The organism is Vibrio vulnificus NBRC 15645 = ATCC 27562, from assembly GCF_002224265.1.
Lineage (GTDB): Bacteria > Pseudomonadota > Gammaproteobacteria > Enterobacterales > Vibrionaceae > Vibrio > Vibrio vulnificus.
Genome location: NZ_CP012881.1, coordinates 492,600 through 511,461, shown reverse-complemented (window position 1 = coordinate 511,461; position 18,862 = coordinate 492,600). Strand labels below are relative to the sequence as shown.

The following is an 18,862-nucleotide window of genomic DNA, read 5'->3' as shown; positions in this document are numbered from 1 at the left end:
CACGTGGGCATTTTTTATCGCGAGTGGTTTTGTTTCTGCGTTACGCAGGGCAGCAGATGGGGGCCACGCAGCCATCGCGCTCAATGATTTCAAGCTGCTCTAAGTAGGGTTGAATGTCACCAATGTTGGTTTTTACCCACTCTTCATTAAAGTAGGTGTCTAAGTAGCGATCTCCGCTGTCACACAACAGAGTCACGATAGAGCCGCGCTCGCCACGCTGTTTCATTTCGCATGCCAATTGCAACACCCCATACAGGTTTGTGCCCGTTGAGGCACCAACGTTGCGGCCAATCAGCTTAGATACCCAGTGAGTACAAGCAACAGACGCGGCATCAGGGATTTTTCGCATTTCATCGACAACGCCAGCGATAAAGCTTGGTTCAACACGTGGACGACCGATGCCCTCGATCTTACTGCCAGTATTGCCCGTTATTGTGTTGTCACCGCTTTGGAAGTAGTCAAAGAACACCGAGTTTTCTGGGTCAACCACGCACAACTTGGTGTCCAGCTTTTGGTAACGGATAAAGCGACCGATGGTGGCCGACGTGCCGCCTGTTCCTGGGCTCATCACGATCCAGCTTGGTTCTGGGTGCTCTTCGAGTTTCATTTGGCTGAAGATAGAGTTCGCGATGTTGTTGTTGCCACGCCAGTCCGTTGCGCGCTCCGCGTACGTGAACTGATCCATATAGTGACCATTCAACTCTTTGGCTAAGCGGTGAGATTCTGCGTAAATTTGATCGGAGCGATCCACCAAATGGGCTTTACCGCCATAAAACTCAATTTGCTCGATTTTCTTTCTAGCGGTGCATTTTGGCATCACTGCGATAAAAGGTAAGCCTAGCAAGCGTGCGAAGTACGCCTCTGACACGGCAGTACTGCCTGAAGATGACTCAATGACGGTGGTTTCTGGGCCAATCCAGCCATTACAAATCGCGTAGAGAAACAACGAACGCGCTAAGCGATGCTTTAGCGAACCGGTTGGATGGGTGCTTTCGTCTTTGAGATAAATATCAATGCCATCGAGAGACGGAAGATCGAGCTTAAATAAATGGGTATCAGCAGAGCGTTGGAAGTCAGCTTCAATCTTGCGAATCGCGTTATTAATCCAGTTGTGGTCCGTACACATGGGGGCCTCTCTTAATTCTTATTTACAGTAACAAAGTACCTACCTTTGTAGAGAAAAGCTTTGCTTTTTATGTGGCGATGTCTCTATATTGTAGAAAAATTTTCTCTAATTGAGCGGATTGATAATTGTATGCTGGATAAAGTTGATCTGAAGCTACTTTCACTACTGCAGCAGGATGGCACCTTGTCCCTGAGCGATTTGGCTGAGCAAGTGAATCTCACCACGACACCGTGCTGGAAGCGCCTAAAGCGTTTAGAAGATGAAGGCTTTATTGAAAAGAAAGTGGCTTTGCTGAATGCAGAGAAATTGGATCTCTCATTTATTGCCTTTGTGCAAATTAAAACCTGTGATCACTCTTATGCGTGGTATGACCGTTTCGTTGCAACAGTGAACGATTTTCCTGAAGTGATGGAGTTCTATCGCATGGCGGGTGAGTACGACTACATGATGAAAGTGTTGGTTAAAGATATGAAAAACTTCGATACTTTTTATAAGAAGTTGGTCAATAGTGTTGAAGGGATATCCAACGTCACCTCAACGTTTGCGATGGAGCCTCTCAAATACACCACCGCGCTACCGCTTGGTCAGTGATGGAATAGATGCATAAGATTATTTGGTACACAAATGGGTGTTACCAATTGAATCTATCTGTATCAAAGATAAGAATCTTAAATGAACAATGTTCACAATATCAGCTTTCTCTAATTTCTTATAACAGTGTAAGCTAAATCTGAATTGATATAACTGTATGTTTTTTATTGTTTATTTTTGAGTTTAGTAACGCATTTTTTAGCAATGTGATTCATTCCTATTTGCATGTAATAAATCGCGCAAAATCTGCCGGTTTCTTTGCCTGATTTAATTTTCTGCCTTGTGATAAGGTCCGCGCCTGTTGAGTAAATATTCAGTTGAGGCGTAAGAATGCGAATAGAACATGGGTTAATTTTATTGCTCACTGCCAATGTGTTGGTGGGGTGTGGCGGCGGAGGTGGCGGCAGTTCGGCCCCTGCGGTTGTGAAACCAAGCAAGCAATATCGTGCGCCTCTTGAGTCTTTGGACCTGACCACCACCTATGTACAAATAGGCCAGATTGTTCAACCACAACTTTTCCAAGTGAAAGGTGACGTCGCGTTTGAGCTCATTGATGACGAAAGTGCACAAGTGGTGTTGCTCGATAGCCAAGGCCGCATCAAAGTATTAAAGCCAGGTGTTGCCCATGTGAAGGCGATTGACACCAGCGATACCTTTCAAACCTCGGAGTCGAATTTTACGATTACCATTCAAAAGGGTTGGAATGATGCGCTCTCCATCAGTCCGCTTTATTTAACCACCACGCAAACTACGCCAAGTTCGCTTACTGTCCGTGGCGCAAAAGGTGAGTTGCGTTATCGTGTTCTCTCCGATCCTGACGCTATTATTGATCTCTCTGCACAAGGAGAGGTGCAAAGTCGAGGTCGCCCTGGTATTGCGCGTATCCAAGTGAGCGATTTGGGTGATGAGTTCTATTCTGAACGAAGTATGGAAACCGACGTAATTGTCAGAGCGGTCGACGCGGAATCTCTTAGCTTTGCCGCACTTTCGCGATCATATCAGCCAGGGTTAGTGTTAGCGCCAAAACGCTTAGATACGACGCCAACAGAACGCATCGTATATCAGATCGTTAAAAGTGAACCGGATTGGGAAGTCGCGGAGTTTTCACAGCAAAGCCAAGGCATGCTGGCGATCAAAAACAGCGGTAAAGTAACGGTCCGAGCTACGGCATATTATCCAGAGACTTACAAAACGGCTCAGCAAACCAGCGAATACGACGTGACGATTGATAAGGCTGCTCGCCAGCCGCTGTCGGTCGCCAATATGGTGACGGAATATCAAGCTAATGCTCGTCTGCAACCTATTGTGAGCAATGCGAAAGGCGAGCTTCAGTATCGATTATTGAGTGGTGCGGATGTGCTCCACATTGATCCCCTTGCTAACTTGCCCGTTATTGATGGTGTAGGGCTGGCGGAAGTGGAAGTGACAGAGCAAAATCTGCGTAACTATCAAGTCTCCAGTGCGCGTTTTACCATCCAAATTGATAAAGCACCACACCAAGGCATCAAGCAAGATCCTATCTCTTTAACCTATCAAGAAGATCTGCGTATTCCGTTTGAATTCTCGGGCCAAAAAGGTCGTTTAACATTAGTGAGTGGTTCATCTTCTCAACTGGCCCTTGTGGATAAAACATTATTCATTAAGCAAGCAGGGCAATACGCGCTGCAAATTGAGGATGATGGCGGTGAGTTGTATCAATCAACGCAGTTTACTCTTTCTATTGATGTGGCCAAGGCGACGGCTGAACCCTATCAAACGCAAGATTATCAAGAAACCTATTACAAAGATCTTCAGATCAATCTTCAGCGAGACTTAAACCCTCGCACCAATGACTTGCTGGTTCTCGATAACAGTGATCCTAGTGTTGTCAAAGTGCTTGAAGGCGGTATTTTGCACGTCTTGAAAGCGGGTGAAACTCGTTTGACGATTCAAAGAGCAGAAACAAACAACTATTTGGCAGGTCCAGTACAGTACGTCAATGTTCGTATCAATAGCGCTGATAGTCAGTTAAGAGTGGAGCAATCGCTTGTTGAGGGCACTTGGACTTCTGTATTCGGCTCGATTGCAGCACCGGCAATCTCTGGTGCTGAGGGTAAACTGAACTACTATCTCGCCGAAGGGGAACCAACCGACGTTATCGAATTGGATAAAGACTCTGGTTTTATGAAGATGCTCAATGCGGGTTCTGTTCGAGTCATCGTTAAAGACACGGGCAGTAGTGGTGTGAATGCAGGTGAAACCAGTTTTACTGCTCGCGTTTTACCCGCCGATAACCCGGTTGAGATTCATTATCCAAATACGATCTTTGAAGAGAACCAAACGATTATGCCGTCTCTTTCGATCGCAATGGATAAGCACAGTTATCGCTTGATCAATCAAGCCGATCCAACAGTAAAACTCACTTCTGGTACTGAGGGGGCGTTAAGTATGCTTCACGCTGGGAGCTTTGAGATTGAAGCCACGGTTTCAGCTCGCAACTATCAAACAGTGACCAAGCGAGTAACGGGGACGATTAGCAAGGCCATGGCCAAAGCGCTTGATTACAAGCCGCAGAGCGTTGATTTTGTGCCCTTCAAGCAGGTTAGTTTGGCGATGCGCTCACCGATTGGTACGCGCAGCTACAAAACGATTCTGTCTGATAGCACCATCTCCGTTGATCCTATCAGCGGCGTGATAACGCTCAAGGACTATCGAGGTGATAACCAAGATCAAGCGGCCTCCATCGTCGTGAGTGAAGATGAGACAAGAGACTACCTTGCGCTGAGCCAAGCGTCTCTGAACTTTACGTTGAACGCACCGAAAGCGGAACAAGCGGATGCAAATCACACCCTGACAGAGAAGCAGACGGTCATTATCAGCAAACTGAGTGGTTCTGAATTTGCTAGCCTGCAAGAGTCTCAATTTGGGCTGATGGGTGTTGATCGTGTGTTGCGACCAACCGATGAACAGTTCAAAGAGTACGGTGAAGGTATGATTGCCATCGTGAGAGTGAAACCTATTGGCTCCGATGTGCTCACTGAACGACGTCAATTGATGCTGCATATTGCCCGTTTTGATGATTGCGCCACCAAGTTAGACCCCGACAATATTGAACCATTCAAAGCGATTGCATTTGATACACCAGGATACTGCGAAGATGGGTCTCGTACGTTGCGGATGACGCGAGTTACGGTGGTGGATGATTCCCCGCTGCTGGAAGGCCCGTATGAGTTTGTCCGTCCAATGATCTATTACCGTAAAGGCGAGCGCCGATTTTTACCAGAGCGCGATGGTGGCCGTTACCCAAGAGAGGGAGAGGTGGTATCTAGCCTCACCTATGGTGACCCAAGAACCTTGTATGAGTGGGGAATATTGCAGTTAAACTACCAACGACAATAATTAGAAGGAGCGCCGATGCGCTCCTTCTTTGTTCAAGGGGAAAATAACCTGCGCTGTTACTTTTTATCAATAAAGCGCATCACCCCTTCTTGCACCGCTGTAGCCACTAAGTGGCCTTGCTGATTGTAGATCTCGCCACGAACCAGTCCTCGGGTATTAGAGGCTGTTGGGCTTTCGATGACATAGAGCAGCCATTCATCCATCTTAAATGGTCGGTGGAACCAGATGGAGTGATCGATGGTCGCTACTTGGAACTTCGGCGTCATGAGCGAAACTTCGTGTGGATGTAATGCCGTGACTAAAAATCCCCAATCAGAGGCGTAGGCTAACAGATACTGGTGGATCAATTGACTGTCGGGCATCTCACCGTTGGCGCGTATCCAGAGATACTGTTTTGGCTCGGCCTTTTTAGGATTAAGCGGGTTGATGACGGTGACAGGTCTGGTCTCGATCGGTTTCTCTCCACAAAAGGTTTGTCTCAGCTTAGCGGGAAGAAACTCAGCAATATGACTGGCGAGCTCCGATTCAGACATGAAATTTTCCGGCCCTGGAATATCGGGCATGGTATTTTGGTGTTCAAACCCCGGTGCTTCACCATGGTAGGAAGCGGTGAGATAGAATATTGGGCGTCCATTTTGGATTGCTTTAACACGGCGAGTGCTGAAACTTTTACCGTCTCTTAAATTCTCGACATCGTAGATGATGGCTTTTTCTGGATCGCCAGGATAGAGAAAATAGCTGTGAAACGAATGCACCGTGCGGTCGTCAGAGACCGTATAGCGAGCTGCCGATAAGGCCTGCCCCAACACTTGGCCTCCATACACTTGTGGTAAACCAAGATTCTCACTTTGACCCCTGAACAGTCCTTCTTCCAGCTTTTCAAGTTGCAGTAAACTTAGTAACTCGTTTAAGGGTTTACTCATGTTGGTTGATTCCTCTCTTTAACACATGGGTTTGTCACTTTGATTCAAGCAACTGCGTTGAGTATAACGCAATTAACAACGGTGAATATTTTTAACTTAGTCAAACTATTGTCAATAAACATTTGATCCACAAGACAGAGTGACGTGCTCAAACTATAATCTTCGCGAATTTATTAATGAGTGAGGCTCTATGAAAAAAATAATCTTAGTGATGATGTCAGTGTTCTTTGGTGCTTTGTTAGCGGGTTGCCAGACTTCGGAGCCATTAGTGAAAGACCAAGGTATCCAAACCATCAGTGGGACGGTTTTTTATCGTGAGCGTATTGCCTTACCAGAAGACGCGGCTGTCACCCTAGTTTTGGAAGATGTCTCACTGGCTGATGCGCCTGCCAAAGTGATCGCGAAGCACAAATTTATTACCAATGGTAAGCAAGTTCCACTGTCGTTCGATCTTGCTTATGACAGCAAAAAGATCATTGCCAATCACCGTTACAACGTACGTGCACGTATCGAAGTGAATGGTCGCTTACGTTTTATCAGTGACACCATTGTTCCTGTCATCACTGACGAGGCGAACACGCATAATGTTGAGATCATGGTTGTGGGCGTTCGTTAATCACGCCAAGGCGCTCAACGCCACAACAATTGATTGTTGATACCCCAATGTTGATACCGATGGTGACTAAGGTTGCCATCGGTATTTTTTTAAACTTATTTTTCCTATCTCACTCACTTCAATCTGTTCAGCCTGCAACAATTGGCGTTGACGATTGAGGTTCGAACCTTGCAACGAAATTCTGCCCTGGCTGTTGATCACTCGATGCCAAGGTAGTTTTGTGCCTTCTGGCAAGTTCCCTAATGCTTTACCGACATGCCTTGCATAACCAGGAAATCCAGCCATACGTGCAATTTCTCCGTACGTGGTCACTTTACCAAAGGGAATTTGTTGAATTACAGCAAAGATTTGGGGCAAAAAATGGTCCATACTCAAATTGTCCTAGTTCGTCGTTTACCAAGGATTGGTAAGCCAGGTGTGCTGGAAATGAACCCACTTAGCGTACAACCTTTTGTGTTTTAAGTTTCTGCGTTGCGCTGAGTCTGATTAAAAACAGAATCGGGTCTTAAAGGAGGCGCTATGATATTTTCAATTCTTCAATTCACAATCACAAGCCTTTTAGCGGTGGTCTGTGCCAAAGCAATCAGCATGAGCGCTGGTGATATCCCCGTCCTTGCCTTAGTGATTCCTGCTTTGTGGATTCTACCTCAAGGTGGTATTGCTGGTCTCGTCTTGCTCGCTGCGATGACGGTGTATGGCCTCACGTTACCCATGCAGCCGATAGCTCTCTCTGTGTGCGTGTGGATTTTGTTTCCACTCCTTATGGTGGTGTTTTCCAAGAAAAGCAGCCTGGGCGTATTGCTCACGGCAGGGATGATCGTCTTGGCTCTGATGGTCGGCATTATGGTGACGCAAATGGCCGGTAAGTTGACCGGTTCTCCATGGGTAACCGTGGTACAAGTGCTATCGGTAATGGTCATTTGGTGGGCGGCAAATCACTGGCGACCTTCGAGCAAACATAGCTGGTGGCCATTGCTACTATTGATCCCACTATGGATGGCAGGTTTGCCTTACGCGGTATTAGTGGCGCTCTCAATTACCGGCATTATGGCGTGTATGGAAAGTCTTAACTCACTTAAAACTTTTTCATGGAACAAACTGCTGTGTTGGACATTACCGACCGTGGGGTTCGCCGCATTAGTGGTGACGCCGAATGTCGATGTGCCCAATTCCGTGTTTGTGGTGTGGATCTGCTTGTTGGGTACCGCTTGGATGACAGACTACATCTTAAATGCGGAAGAAGAGATGAAAGAGCAGGATTGAGTTGCCTAGAACAGTGACCGGTATTGCATATCAATAAAAATATTTATGCACGTGACAATGAGTTGATATAAGGTTTCTGCTTCATATTTTGACGCTTGTGTGAAACCTAGATTAAGTCAGTGACATGATAAAAAAATTTGGTTGGCTGCTTTCCTGCGTATTCGTTTGGGTATCGTTCAACTGTTGGGCAAAGAGTAAAGAGATCACAGTGGCAACGGAAGCGGATGATGTGGTGACGCGGGTTCTGTTTGATGCCATTGCCGAGCAGTTTGCGCTGGATGTCACCTATGTGAATATGCCGAGTTTTGATGCTATTCTCGATTCAGTTGCGCGTGGTGAAACAGATTTCGCAGCGAACATTACGTTTACACATGAACGTGAAAAAAGATTCAGTTATTCACACCCAACCAATATTGAATATACCTATCTCTATTCTAATACGACCAATTCGTTGCGCGATGCGACACGTATTGGTGTGCCTCAAGACACCATTTATGGGGAGCTGATTGCGGTAAATCATCCAGACATTCAGCTTGTTTCGTACCAAGGCCACGAAGAAGCATATGTGTTGATCAGTCACGGTCGAGTGGATGGCATTGTGGATGCTATCAATCAACTTAAGCCTATGTTGCTTAAAGGGACCAATGCCCATCTTCTCAACGATGAAATTTCGATAAAACCCGTCTCTATCGTCAGTCAAAAAGGGCAACACTTAGAAGAGTTGACTCAATTTGCTCAGTTCATTCACAGCGAGCAGATGCAAAAAAGGCTTCGTGAAGAAATTACGCAATACCAATTTGCCATTCGAAAACAGGCGCTACAGCAGGCTATTGCTCAGGCCCCCCTCGATCTAGATGAACCATTGACCATCAAACTTGAGCCGATTTACCCTTATGTGATTTACCATCCTGATGGCCACGTGAGTGGTATTACTGCCGAAGTTCTGCAGCAAAGTTGCGATATTCTCACTCTTAACTGTCAACTGGTGAGCCGTTCAGATGAACGTTGGGGAGAAATGCTACAAGGCTTCATTCAGCAAGAGTTTGATCTACTGGCTCCGTTGGCTATGACCAAAGCGAGAGAGCAGTTTACTTATTACACAAGCCCACACTATGCGCCTCAGTCGGTTATCGTAAAACGTTTGGGGTATAAGCCCAATGTCTATTCTCATGTCTCCCAGTTAATTGCAGAGAGAGTAGGAGTGGTTGAGGATGACTACTTTGATGCGTTGTTGACGCAAATGTTGCCATTGAAAGAGCTGAGCCGTTTTTCCGATCACGATGCGATGGTCAGTGCTTTACTCGCCAACCGAGTGGATTACATCACGATGGACACGGCAACACTCAACTATTTACTACGAAATGAGTTGAAGCTGGCTATTGAGCAAGATGACGCGATTGGCGTATTTGATGCGTCGAAAATTTCTATCGGTTTGGCTAACACGGAAAAAGGCAGAGTGCTGGCTCCGTATTTTAGTCGGGCGATAGAAATGCTCGATCTCAATAGCATTATCGAACGTTACGATGTTCGTCCTGACTGGCGAAGCTCGTTAGACATGGAGCAAAAGTTTGCTGCAAAAACACAAACGCTATTTGCGGCGATGTTATTGCTCGCGTTTGCACTCTCATATTATCTGCATCGTTTATCGAATACAGATAATTTAACTGGGTTAGGCAATCGACGCCAACTACAGAGAAAATACGGTAATGGCATCGCAGGTGATCTTGCGATTTTGTATATCGACGTTAACAATTTTAAGCCGATTAACGACACATATGGTCATCACTGTGGCGACATGGTGCTCAAGGCCATCGCCCAAGAAATCAAAAGCCATTGGCGTGGCAAAGGTTTCCGCGTGGGTGGCGATGAGTTTATTTTAATTGGCAAAGCGTCTCAGCAAGAGGTTGAAGAAGCGTTTGAACGCTTTAGCCGAATTCGACTTGAGCAGCATATTGCCGGAAAACCATTGATCATCAGTTCTTCGATTGGCTTGTCCGCGAGACGGGAGCGGGCCATGAGCTTGCAAAAAGCGCTGCATCTGGCTGATGTCGACATGTACCAGAGCAAGAATGAACAACGTGAGATGGGTTATTCTTAACCTCTCCCATTTGAAAAGTGGTGTTTTGCACAAGAGTTAAGCAGTCACTCGCCTCATCATGGATTATTGCCGAATTGGGGTTGCAATCTTGGGGGGGATGCTTAATAATCGTGCCCACATTGAGCGAAATGCTTGATAAACGAATCTATGGGGCTCTGGTCCTCTCGCAACAATAGTTCGTGAACTCGGTCAGGTCCGGAAGGAAGCAGCCGCAGCGAATGACTTGTGTGCCGGGATGTGGCTGGGGTCCCACCCATTATGAAGCCTGCAATATATGTTCGCATAAATTGCAGGCTTTCTTCATATTTGCACCATAAGTTTTCATAGTCTATTTTTTTGTTGTAGGTTTACAACAAAAGTGACTTGGCTATGTTTGACCAAACTAAGAAATCATCTCACGTACACAACATCTGTAAGTTCATGAGCTTGAAGAACGATGCTGTTGTTCGCACTCTCTCTATTCTGGAATTCGATTTCTGTTTTCACCTCGAATACAACCCAAACATCAAAAGTTTTACCTCTCAACCTTTTGGCTTCCACTATCAGTTCAATAATCGCAAGTGCCGATATACTCCAGACTTTTTAGCAATAGATCATAATGAGCAATCAACATTCTTCGAGGTCAAACACTCTAGCCAGATTCTTAAACCTGATTTTAGGGAGCGCTTTGAAGAGAAGCAGAGAGTAGCGTTGAGTGAGTTCAACAGACGGTTAGTTCTCGTTACTGAAAAGCAAATTAGGATGGGACCAACGCTAGATAACTTTAAGTTGTTACACCGCTACTCTGGATTGCGCACAGTGACCGAGTTTCAAAAGCGAGTTTTGGCTTTTATTCAACGCAAGCAAATGGTCAAGTTGCAAGAGGTGTCTTTGTATTTTGGTCTATCAGAGCAAGACACACTTATCTCTACTCTACCTTGGATCTCTTCGGGGCACGTTAAAACAGACCTCAACACGATTGGCTTTGGTCTAGAAACCTGCGTTTGGTGCTAACTATGCCACCTGACTCTGATAACATATTTGGGTTCTTTGATGAGTTTGAAGCGTCAGAAGAAGAATCACAGTTGCTCCCAAAAGAACTAATTCTAGAACCCGTTGAAATATCATCGACCATAGATAGTTTGCCAGCAAAAATTCAGGAAGAGGTTCTTCGCCGCATAAAAGTGATTACCTTTGTGGAGAAGCGCTTGAAAGGTGGGTGGACTGAGAAAAACTTGAACCCCATCTTAAGTCTCGTTGAGTCAGAATTACAGCTGACTCCCCCTAGTTGGCGGACTGTAGCAACTTGGAAAAAATCCTACTCTGAAGCAGGTAGAGAACCATGGGCACTTATTCCGAAGCATACGTTTAAGGGCAATCGCCAGAAAGAAATGGATTCGCAATCCTTGATTGATGAGGCAATTCAGAACGTATACCTGACACGTGAACGACTTAGCGTTGCAGAAGCATACCGATATTATAAGAGTCGAGTGATTCAAATGAATCGAGGGATTGTTGAAGGAAAAATCAAGCCAATTGCCGAACGTTCTTTTTACAATCGAATAAATGAGTTACCCCCTTATGAAGTGGCGATTGCGAGATTTGGTAAGCGATATGCAGATCGGGAGTATCGCTCGGTTGGTCAGCAGGTCGCTGCAACTAAACCTATGGAGTTCGTTGAAATAGACCACACCCCAGTTCCAGTGATTTTGATTGACGATGAGCTAGATATTCCTTTAGGCCGCCCTTATTTGACGATGCTTTATGACCGTTTCAGTAAGTGCATTGTTGGTTGCAGTATCAACTTTAGAGAGCCAAGCTTTGACTCTGTTAGAAAGGCTCTGTTGAATTCACTTTTGGATAAAAGCTGGCTTAAAGCAAAGTATCCATCGATTGAGAATGAGTGGCCTTGCCACGGTAAGATTGATTGCTTGGTCGTCGATAACGGTGCCGAGTTTTGGAGTCAAAGCTTGGAAGATTCGTTACGGCCTTTGGTGTCCGATATTCAATATAGTCAAGCCGCGAAGCCTTGGCGAAAGTCAGGGATCGAAAAGCTGTTCGATCAAATGAATAAAGGGTTAGTTAACGCTCTGCCTGGAAAAACCTTCACCAATCCTACTCAACTACAAGATTACAATCCAAAGAAGGATGCCGTGGTCAGGGTATCGGTATTTCTTGAATTACTCCATAAATGGATTGTCGACTATTACCACATGGCACCAGATTCTAGAGAGCGTGAGATCCCATACCACAAGTGGCACCAATCGAAATGGACGCCTTCTTACTATGATGGTGCTGAGAAGGAGCAACTTAGAGTAGAGTTAGGATTGCTTAGACACAGGACGATTGGAGTGGCCGGGATCAGGCTGCATAATTTACGCTATCAGTCCGCCGAGCTTATTGAATACCGGAAATATTGCACACCTAATGATGGCAAAAAGCTCTTTGTTAAAACCAAAACAGATCCTTCTGATATCAGCTACATCCATGTTTATCTAGAATCAGAAAAGAAGTACATAAAAGTTCCAGCGGTAGACAACAGCGGATATACAAACGGCCTTTCACTTTTTGAACACCAGCGCATACAAAAAGTACGCAGACTGAACACCAAGGATCTTGCTGATGATGAGGCTCTTGCGGATACATTTCTATATATGAAAAAACGTATCCAGGAAGAAACCGATAGATTCCGCCGTGTTAAAAGTAGCAAGTCCAACCTTCCTAAAACAGGCAACACGTCGAAACTAGCAAAGTTTAATGATGTCGGATCTGAGGGACCAAGCTCAATCAACGTGATTCCTGTTAGGCACAAATCTGAGGTTGTTTCCGATGCCTCGGAGTACTTAGATGACGATGATTTTGAAGATATTGAAGGGTACTAATTTGAATTTAACGCCAAAGCAGCTTGAGCAGCTAAAGTCCTTTGAAACCAGCTTTATCGAGTATCCCGCGATAACTGAAATCTACTCTATCTTTGATCAACTTCGTTTCAATCACTCTTTAGGTGGTGAACCAGAGTCTTTCTTGTTAACTGGTGAGGCTGGAAGTGGAAAGACAGCTTTGATCAACAACTACTTGTCACGCTTTCAATCGGGTTCAACTTGGGGAAAGCAGCCAGTATTAAGCACTAGAGTGCCAAGTCGTATCAATGAACAGAATACGCTGACCCAATTTTTGGTTGATTTAGATTGTAAATCCGGAGGAAGAGGTATTCGGCGCCGTAATGAAATTGCGCTTGGCGAAGCGGTTGTAAAGCAACTTAAACGTAAATCTGTTGAGCTGATTATTGTTAATGAAATTCAAGAGCTGGTTGAGTTTTCAACCGCAGAACAGAGACAAGTTATTGCCAACACATTCAAATATATAAGTGAAGAAGCAAGAGTCTCGTTTGTGCTAGTGGGTATGCCTTATGCTGATGTGATAGCGACAGAACCACAGTGGAACTCGCGGCTAAGCTGGAGGAGAAAGATAGATTATTTCAAATTGTTGAAAGCGAAGAGTCATTCGAATAGAACGGTATCTTATGGGTTTGACTTAGAACAAAAAAAACATTTTGCCAGATTTGTCGCGGGTCTGAGTTCAAGGATGGGCTTTGATGAGCCACCAGTACTTACAAAGAATGAACTGCTATATCCCCTGTTTGCAATGTGCCGAGGAGAATGCCGAGCGTTAAAACACTTCTTGAAAGACGCGTTGCTTACGAGCTTCAAAGACGATGCGGATACGATAGACAGAGCAATATTGTCACGCACTTTTGCATTTAAGTTCCCCTACCTAGATAACCCGTTTGATCGTCCTTTAGAGCAGCTTAGTCTTCATCAAATTGACTCTGGTTCTGCTTACCACTTAAATGCAATTACCACTGAAGATAAAATAGTAGCCCCTCGTTTTACAGACGCCATTCCGTTGAGCATGCTATTGAGCAAAAATGGGCTTAAAGTTTAGAGACTACTTTTCACGGCTTAGATTATCCAACAGCGCTGCTTTCTCTTCGTCACTCATTTTGTCAATCACGCAAGCCAGTTCAGCACTTAACTCGTTTCTACAGAAAAAGTAGTTTAGTGGTACGTTTAACTCTTCAGCCATTCGTTCGAGCGTGCCAAGATCGGGTACATGTCTACCTTTCTCATAGTGGTTCATCCGCCCACTCGCCGAGCTGGGTTCCATGCCTATTTTCACCCCTAAATCTTTTTGGGTGATTTTGGCTTTTTTACGCGCAGCTTTGAGCCTTTCTGGGATTGGGTTGTTTTTTTGCACTTACACATTTCTTTTCAACCTCTAGGTAACTTAGATTGTCTAAGTTTTACTGATTTTTGTATACTTAGCAATCCTAAGTTTTAGCTGTTTGTACTAGTGATATGAATAAAGTGATCAGAATTAACCCTCACATGTTTAACCTATTGATTGAAAAAGGAATGGATGGCTTTTCAGTCATAGATGCTAGGGATACTCTACTAAACAGTGATGTGACCTTCCCGAGTAAGGATGACGCTCGAAAGTACATTTATAAGCAACTTCTATCATTCGAGGAGAAAGGTTGGCTTTCTGTTGTTGGGACTCACAGAGCGAAACGTTACCATCAAACTAGCGAGTTCAAAGCACTCACAGTCGAGCCCCGAGTGGCTAGAAAGAGTAAAGTTAACGTTGATCCAATAGCGATTCAAATTGCTGATACCTCTCTAACTGCATTGGAGCAGGAGAAAAAACAATATGAAGGAGAGCTTGCGATTACTCTTGGGGAGATAGAGGAATATCAGTCTTTGTTGACGCGCTTCCCCCATAGCAGACAAAAGATGCAACCTCTATTTAGCGCAGCGCGAGAACGATCAGCAAAGCTATTGGGCAAAATCAATGCACTAACCAATTGGATGAAAGTCGCACAAGGTAAGGTGTAACAATGCTAAGGGTATGGCAAGCCGACTGTACAGAGCTGGCTATCAATAAATTTGCATCCAATAGACGACCGCATTTCTTCTGCCAAGCGACTCCTGGTGCAGGTAAAACCGTTATGGCTGCCGAGGTAGCAAGGCGCTTATTTGAAGAAGGTATGATTGACTTAGTGCTCTGTTTTTCGCCATCTTTGTCTGTAGCAGAAGGGATGCAAAAAACGTTTGCATGGAAATTAGAGTGCTCATTCAACGGAGGGTTAGGTTCTTTGGGAGGATCTTATACTTACCAATCTATCCGTTTTTTTGACGATAACTTTTGGAACACTATCAGCAAACATCGAGTGTTAGTTGTGTTTGATGAAATTCATCACTGTTCGTTTGAAGAAGATGGTCGATCAAACTCTTGGGGTGTAGAGATAGTCTCAAAGATACAAGGGCTTGCACGATACACGCTGGCATTGTCAGGCACTCCTTGGCGTTCAGACAGACTGCCGATTGTGATGGCAGAATATTCTGACCCTGAAGGGATGCTAGTCTGCGATTACCAGTATGGCTTAAAGCAAGCGGTTGTAGACGGAGTTTGCCGCCAACCGAAAATTGTCTTAATCGATAATGAGCATTTGAGTATTACGTCTGGAGGCAATAGGCAACATTTTGCGTCCATTTTGGATTGCCTTAAACAATCTGATATTTCTTATCAAAGCGTCATCCACAATGAAGAAGCGATGCATTACATCTTGAACAGTGCCTGTAAAAAGCTAGCGCAGATCAGGGAACTTTCGCCAAACGCAGGCGGGTTAGTGGTCGCTGCTTCTATCAAGCACGCGAAAGATATTCAAAAACGCTTGGTCGAGCAGTTTAATCAATCAGCCAGCATTGTCACTTATCACCACGTAAACCCACTAAATGAAATTGAATCTTTTCGACACTCGAATGTTCAGTGGATAGTCAGTGTTGGGATGATAAGTGAAGGTACGGATATTCCTCGGTTGCAGGTTTGCTGTCATATGAGCTCAGTGAAAACAGAACTCTATTTCAGGCAGGTCCTTGGAAGAATATTGAGAGTTAACGACTCACTGAACCAAGAAGCATGGTTGTATACTTTTGCTGAAGAGAGCTTGGTCAAGTTTGCTGAGCGTGTAGAAGAAGACATTCCAGAATCTTGTATGTTCATTGGTGTTGAAAAGTCAGTAACTTCATGTTGTTCAGATTCTCCTTCAGACGATACTGGTTCTATTTCTGAATCACGAACAAACAATATTCTACCACTTGAATGGGCTACGGGCCCTTTTTTGGAAAGTGTGAATAGTGGTTTTTTATCTCACGAAGAATCCGACCGCATCAAACTTGGGTCTTTTCGAGAGCGAGTGATAGCGGCTTTTGACTATGTTTAATCTCCTAAGCCTGCAATTTGTGATCGGATTACCCATTAACCATACTATTGTTGCGTTCTTATTCTTCACCCATATGAACTTTGTTATATAATCCGTCGCAATTCAGTATGGAATCAAAGTCGTATGGTCGAAAAGTTCTCCAAGTCTCAGCTGTCTGAAGCCGACATCATCTCCAAGTTCATTCTTCCCGCTATTAAAGAAAACGGCTGGGATGACATGAACCAAATCCGTCAAGAAGTAAAACTGCGTGACGGTAAAGTTGTAGTTCGTGGTCAGATTGCCGCACGTAAGAAAGTGAAGTCTGCTGATATTGTGCTGTATCACAAACCGAGTATGCCGCTTGCAGTCGTGGAAGCGAAAGCGAACAAGCACGAAATTGGTAAGGGAATGCAGCAAGGCTTGGATTATGCGTCACTACTGGATGTTCCGTTTGTGTTTGCTAGTAATGGTGATGGGTTTATATTTCATGACAAAACGAACCCTGAGCAACTAGAAACAGAAATCAGACTCGAAGACTTCCCATCCCCTCAAATGTTGTGGGAAAAATACTGCCAATGGAAAGGTTACTCAGACGACCAACTGCCGCTGATCACCCAAGATTACTACGATGATGGTAGCGGTAAATCACCGCGTTACTACCAGCTCAACGCCATTAACAAAACCATTGAAGCGGTCTCCGAAGGGCAGGATCGCGTGCTGCTTGTGATGGCAACAGGTACAGGTAAAACCTACACCGCTTTTCAAATCATCTGGCGCTTATGGAAGTCGGGGGCCAAGAAACGCATCCTGTTTCTTGCTGACCGCAATATCCTTGTCGACCAAACCAAAAATAACGACTTCCAGCCTTTTGGTACCGCGATGACCAAAATCGGTAATCGCACTATCGATCCCGCTTTTGAAATCCATTTAGGTCTTTATCAGGCCATGACAGGGCAGGAAGAAGAAAAGAAAATCTTCAAAAATGTCCGTCCGGATTTCTTCGATTTAATCGTAGTGGACGAATGCCACCGAGGCAGCGCATCAGAAGACAGCGCATGGCGAGAAATACTGGAGTACTTCAGCTCAGCGACTCAGGTGGGGTTAACCGCAACGCCAAAAGAAACCGATGAAGTTTCCAACATCGAATACTTCGGTGAGCCTGTTTACACCTACTCGCTCAAGCAAGGCATTGAAGATGGCTTCCTTGCGCCTTATAAAGTCGTGCGCGTGGATATCGACGTTGATCTTCAAGGCTGGCGACCAACCAAAGGCCAGGTAGACAAACATGGCGAAGTCATCACAGATCGCATTTACAACCAGAGCGACTTTGACCGAACCATGGTGATTGATGAGCGCACCGAGCTTGTTGCCCAAACCATTACCAACTACCTGAAACGCACAGACCCGATGGCGAAAACCATTGTGTTCTGTAACGACATCGACCACGCAGAACGTATGCGCCGAGCCCTTGCCAACTGCAACCCAGAGCAAATGGCGAAGAACGAAAAATACGTCATGAAAATCACCGGCGATGATGAAATTGGCAAAGCGCAGCTGGATAACTTCATCAATCCGAAAAAAGCCTATCCGGTTATCGCAACGACCTCAGAGCTGATGACCACGGGCGTCGATGCCAAAACCTGCAAACTGGTGGTGCTGGATTCCACCATCAAATCCATGACAAAGTTCAAGCAGATCATCGGTCGCGGTACCCGTATTGATGATAAGTTCGGAAAGCTCTGGTTCTCTATCCTCGACTTTAAAAAGGCCACCGAGCTTTTCGCCGACGAGCGTTTTGATGGCACTCCCGAGCGGGTAAAAGTCACCAAGCCGGAAGATTTTGAAAACCCAGAAGACCTTGATGATATTGTCGATGGTATGCCGGAAGACGAAAACGGCGAGGCGGCTGTTGATGGGGAATCACCGTTTGGTGATGACATCGACCCAGATACGATTCTAGAGCCAACGCCACCCTACACAACTTCAGGCGAAGATACGTTTGGCCCTGGCCCAGATGAGCCTATTCAGGAAGAAGTCAGAAAATTCCATGTTTCTGGCGTCGAAGTGAAGAAGATTGCCGAGCGTGTGCAGTACTACGACAGTGACGGCAAACTGGTGACCGAATCGTTCAAGGACTACACCCGCAAAGCCATGGCGACGCAGTTTACCTCAATGGATGACTTCACCCGCAAGTGGAACGATGCTGACCGCAAACAGGCCATCATTGATGAGCTCGCGGAGATGGGGATTATCTGGGAAGCGCTGGAACAGGAAGTGGGCAAAGATATGGATCCCTTCGATATGATCTGCCATGTGGTGTATGACCAACCACCACTGACCCGAAAAGAACGTGCTGACAACGTGAAGAAGCGTAACTACTTCACTAAATATGGCGATGTAGCGCAGGAAGTATTGAGCAATCTTCTCGATAAGTACGCCGATGCGGGCGTCACTGAAATTGAAAACATGACGGTACTGAAAGTGGCGCCGTTCAATGAAATTGGGCGCCCGACAGAAATCATCAAAAAAGGCTTTGGTGACAAAGAAGCCTACCTGAAAGCCGTTAACGAACTGGAATCAGAAATTTACCAGACGGCTTAAACTCGCCCTTATCTCTCAAGGCTGC

At 45.3% G+C, this 18,862-nt stretch carries 15 protein-coding genes and 1 other RNA gene; 12 read left to right on the top strand and 4 right to left on the bottom strand.

What is annotated here, in order from left to right; all coding sequences use genetic code 11:
• Positions 1-40: 40 nt before the first annotated feature.
• Positions 41-1,126: a PLP-dependent cysteine synthase family protein gene (locus tag AOT11_RS02195; protein ID WP_017420309.1), complete on the bottom strand. Its 1,086-nt coding sequence runs from the start codon at positions 1,124-1,126 to the stop codon at positions 41-43.
• Between the two features lie 129 nt (positions 1,127-1,255).
• Between AOT11_RS02195 and AOT11_RS02190 the strand changes: the two genes are divergently transcribed.
• Together AOT11_RS02190 and AOT11_RS02185 are read left to right on the top strand one after the other, a co-directional pair.
• The gene (locus AOT11_RS02190; protein WP_011080950.1) at positions 1,256-1,717 is read left to right on the top strand and encodes an Lrp/AsnC family transcriptional regulator; all 462 of its coding nucleotides are present in this window, start codon (positions 1,256-1,258) and stop codon (positions 1,715-1,717) included.
• Positions 1,718-2,047: 330 nt separating this feature from the next.
• Positions 2,048-5,095 (top strand): hypothetical protein, encoded by a 3,048-nt coding sequence (locus AOT11_RS02185; protein ID WP_017420308.1) that lies wholly within the window; start codon positions 2,048-2,050, stop codon positions 5,093-5,095.
• Positions 5,096-5,151: 56 nt separating this feature from the next.
• Here the strand turns inward: AOT11_RS02185 and tesB are convergent, their stop codons facing one another.
• Positions 5,152-6,018 (bottom strand): acyl-CoA thioesterase II, encoded by an 867-nt coding sequence (gene tesB, locus AOT11_RS02180; protein ID WP_017420307.1) that lies wholly within the window; start codon positions 6,016-6,018, stop codon positions 5,152-5,154.
• 190 nt (positions 6,019-6,208) lie between these two features.
• On the opposite strand from tesB, the gene AOT11_RS02175 reads away from it, so the two are divergent.
• Positions 6,209-6,634 (top strand): YbaY family lipoprotein, encoded by a 426-nt coding sequence (locus AOT11_RS02175; RefSeq protein ID WP_011080947.1) that lies wholly within the window; start codon positions 6,209-6,211, stop codon positions 6,632-6,634.
• Between the two features lie 66 nt (positions 6,635-6,700).
• On the opposite strand, the gene AOT11_RS02170 is transcribed toward AOT11_RS02175, so the two are convergent.
• A complete protein-coding gene (locus AOT11_RS02170; protein ID WP_017420306.1) occupies positions 6,701-7,003 on the bottom strand; it encodes an MGMT family protein in 303 nt (100 codons plus the stop codon).
• A 150-nt stretch (positions 7,004-7,153) separates the two neighbouring features.
• Between AOT11_RS02170 and AOT11_RS02165 the strand changes: the two genes are divergently transcribed.
• The 6 genes from AOT11_RS02165 to AOT11_RS02140 all read left to right on the top strand — a co-directional run bounded on the left by AOT11_RS02165 (position 7,154) and on the right by AOT11_RS02140 (position 13,919).
• Positions 7,154-7,897: a VP0952 family biofilm-associated protein gene (locus tag AOT11_RS02165; protein WP_017420305.1), complete on the top strand. Its 744-nt coding sequence runs from the start codon at positions 7,154-7,156 to the stop codon at positions 7,895-7,897.
• A gap of 124 nt (positions 7,898-8,021) precedes the next feature.
• Entirely contained in the window at positions 8,022-9,995 is a 1,974-nt protein-coding gene (locus tag AOT11_RS02160) for a GGDEF domain-containing protein (protein ID WP_017420304.1), read from the top strand.
• A 153-nt stretch (positions 9,996-10,148) separates the two neighbouring features.
• An RNA gene (gene ffs, locus AOT11_RS02155) (signal recognition particle sRNA small type) lies at positions 10,149-10,245 on the top strand.
• Between the two features lie 119 nt (positions 10,246-10,364).
• Positions 10,365-10,988: a TnsA endonuclease N-terminal domain-containing protein gene (locus AOT11_RS02150; protein ID WP_017420303.1), complete on the top strand. Its 624-nt coding sequence runs from the start codon at positions 10,365-10,367 to the stop codon at positions 10,986-10,988.
• Between the two features lie 2 nt (positions 10,989-10,990).
• Positions 10,991-12,856: a Mu transposase C-terminal domain-containing protein gene (locus tag AOT11_RS02145; protein ID WP_017420302.1), complete on the top strand. Its 1,866-nt coding sequence runs from the start codon at positions 10,991-10,993 to the stop codon at positions 12,854-12,856.
• On the top strand, positions 12,822-13,919 hold the full coding sequence (locus AOT11_RS02140; RefSeq protein WP_017420301.1) for a TniB family NTP-binding protein: 1,098 nt from the start codon (positions 12,822-12,824) through the stop codon (positions 13,917-13,919). The genes AOT11_RS02145 and AOT11_RS02140 overlap by 35 nt, the downstream gene beginning before the upstream one ends.
• 3 nt (positions 13,920-13,922) lie before the next feature.
• On the opposite strand, the gene AOT11_RS02135 is transcribed toward AOT11_RS02140, so the two are convergent.
• A complete protein-coding gene (locus tag AOT11_RS02135) occupies positions 13,923-14,231 on the bottom strand; it encodes a helix-turn-helix domain-containing protein (RefSeq protein WP_017420300.1) in 309 nt (102 codons plus the stop codon).
• A gap of 101 nt (positions 14,232-14,332) precedes the next feature.
• Here AOT11_RS02135 and AOT11_RS02130 point away from each other — a divergent pair, with 101 nt between their 5' ends.
• The 3 genes from AOT11_RS02130 (at position 14,333) to hsdR (ending at position 18,837) form a co-directional block, all read left to right on the top strand.
• The gene (locus tag AOT11_RS02130) at positions 14,333-14,869 is read left to right on the top strand and encodes a hypothetical protein (protein ID WP_020480147.1); all 537 of its coding nucleotides are present in this window, start codon (positions 14,333-14,335) and stop codon (positions 14,867-14,869) included.
• Between the two features lie 2 nt (positions 14,870-14,871).
• Positions 14,872-16,257 carry a DEAD/DEAH box helicase gene (locus AOT11_RS02125; protein WP_017420298.1) on the top strand — a complete coding sequence of 462 codons (1,386 nt, stop codon included), beginning with the start codon at positions 14,872-14,874 and terminating at the stop codon, positions 16,255-16,257.
• A gap of 123 nt (positions 16,258-16,380) precedes the next feature.
• A complete protein-coding gene (gene hsdR, locus AOT11_RS02120) occupies positions 16,381-18,837 on the top strand; it encodes an EcoAI/FtnUII family type I restriction enzme subunit R (RefSeq protein WP_017420297.1) in 2,457 nt (818 codons plus the stop codon).
• Positions 18,838-18,862 lie beyond the last annotated feature (25 nt).

Bases quoted from the DNA above. Each gene is read 5' to 3' on its own strand.
- AOT11_RS02125 (WP_017420298.1), top strand. From the start codon at position 14,872: ATGCTAAGGGTATGGCAAGCCGACTGTACAGAGCTGGCTATCAATAAA.
- AOT11_RS02185 (WP_017420308.1), top strand. From the start codon at position 2,048: ATGCGAATAGAACATGGGTTAATTTTATTGCTCACTGCCAATGTGTTG.
- AOT11_RS02165 (WP_017420305.1), top strand. From the start codon at position 7,154: ATGATATTTTCAATTCTTCAATTCACAATCACAAGCCTTTTAGCGGTG.
- AOT11_RS02150 (WP_017420303.1), top strand. From the start codon at position 10,365: ATGTTTGACCAAACTAAGAAATCATCTCACGTACACAACATCTGTAAG.
- hsdR (WP_017420297.1), top strand. From the start codon at position 16,381: ATGGTCGAAAAGTTCTCCAAGTCTCAGCTGTCTGAAGCCGACATCATC.
- AOT11_RS02140 (WP_017420301.1), top strand. From the start codon at position 12,822: ATGACGATGATTTTGAAGATATTGAAGGGTACTAATTTGAATTTAACG.
- AOT11_RS02170 (WP_017420306.1), bottom strand. From the start codon at position 7,003: ATGGACCATTTTTTGCCCCAAATCTTTGCTGTAATTCAACAAATTCCC.
- AOT11_RS02145 (WP_017420302.1), top strand. From the start codon at position 10,991: ATGCCACCTGACTCTGATAACATATTTGGGTTCTTTGATGAGTTTGAA.
- AOT11_RS02175 (WP_011080947.1), top strand. From the start codon at position 6,209: ATGAAAAAAATAATCTTAGTGATGATGTCAGTGTTCTTTGGTGCTTTG.
- AOT11_RS02160 (WP_017420304.1), top strand. From the start codon at position 8,022: ATGATAAAAAAATTTGGTTGGCTGCTTTCCTGCGTATTCGTTTGGGTA.
- AOT11_RS02195 (WP_017420309.1), bottom strand. From the start codon at position 1,126: ATGTGTACGGACCACAACTGGATTAATAACGCGATTCGCAAGATTGAA.
- AOT11_RS02130 (WP_020480147.1), top strand. From the start codon at position 14,333: ATGAATAAAGTGATCAGAATTAACCCTCACATGTTTAACCTATTGATT.
- AOT11_RS02190 (WP_011080950.1), top strand. From the start codon at position 1,256: ATGCTGGATAAAGTTGATCTGAAGCTACTTTCACTACTGCAGCAGGAT.
- tesB (WP_017420307.1), bottom strand. From the start codon at position 6,018: ATGAGTAAACCCTTAAACGAGTTACTAAGTTTACTGCAACTTGAAAAG.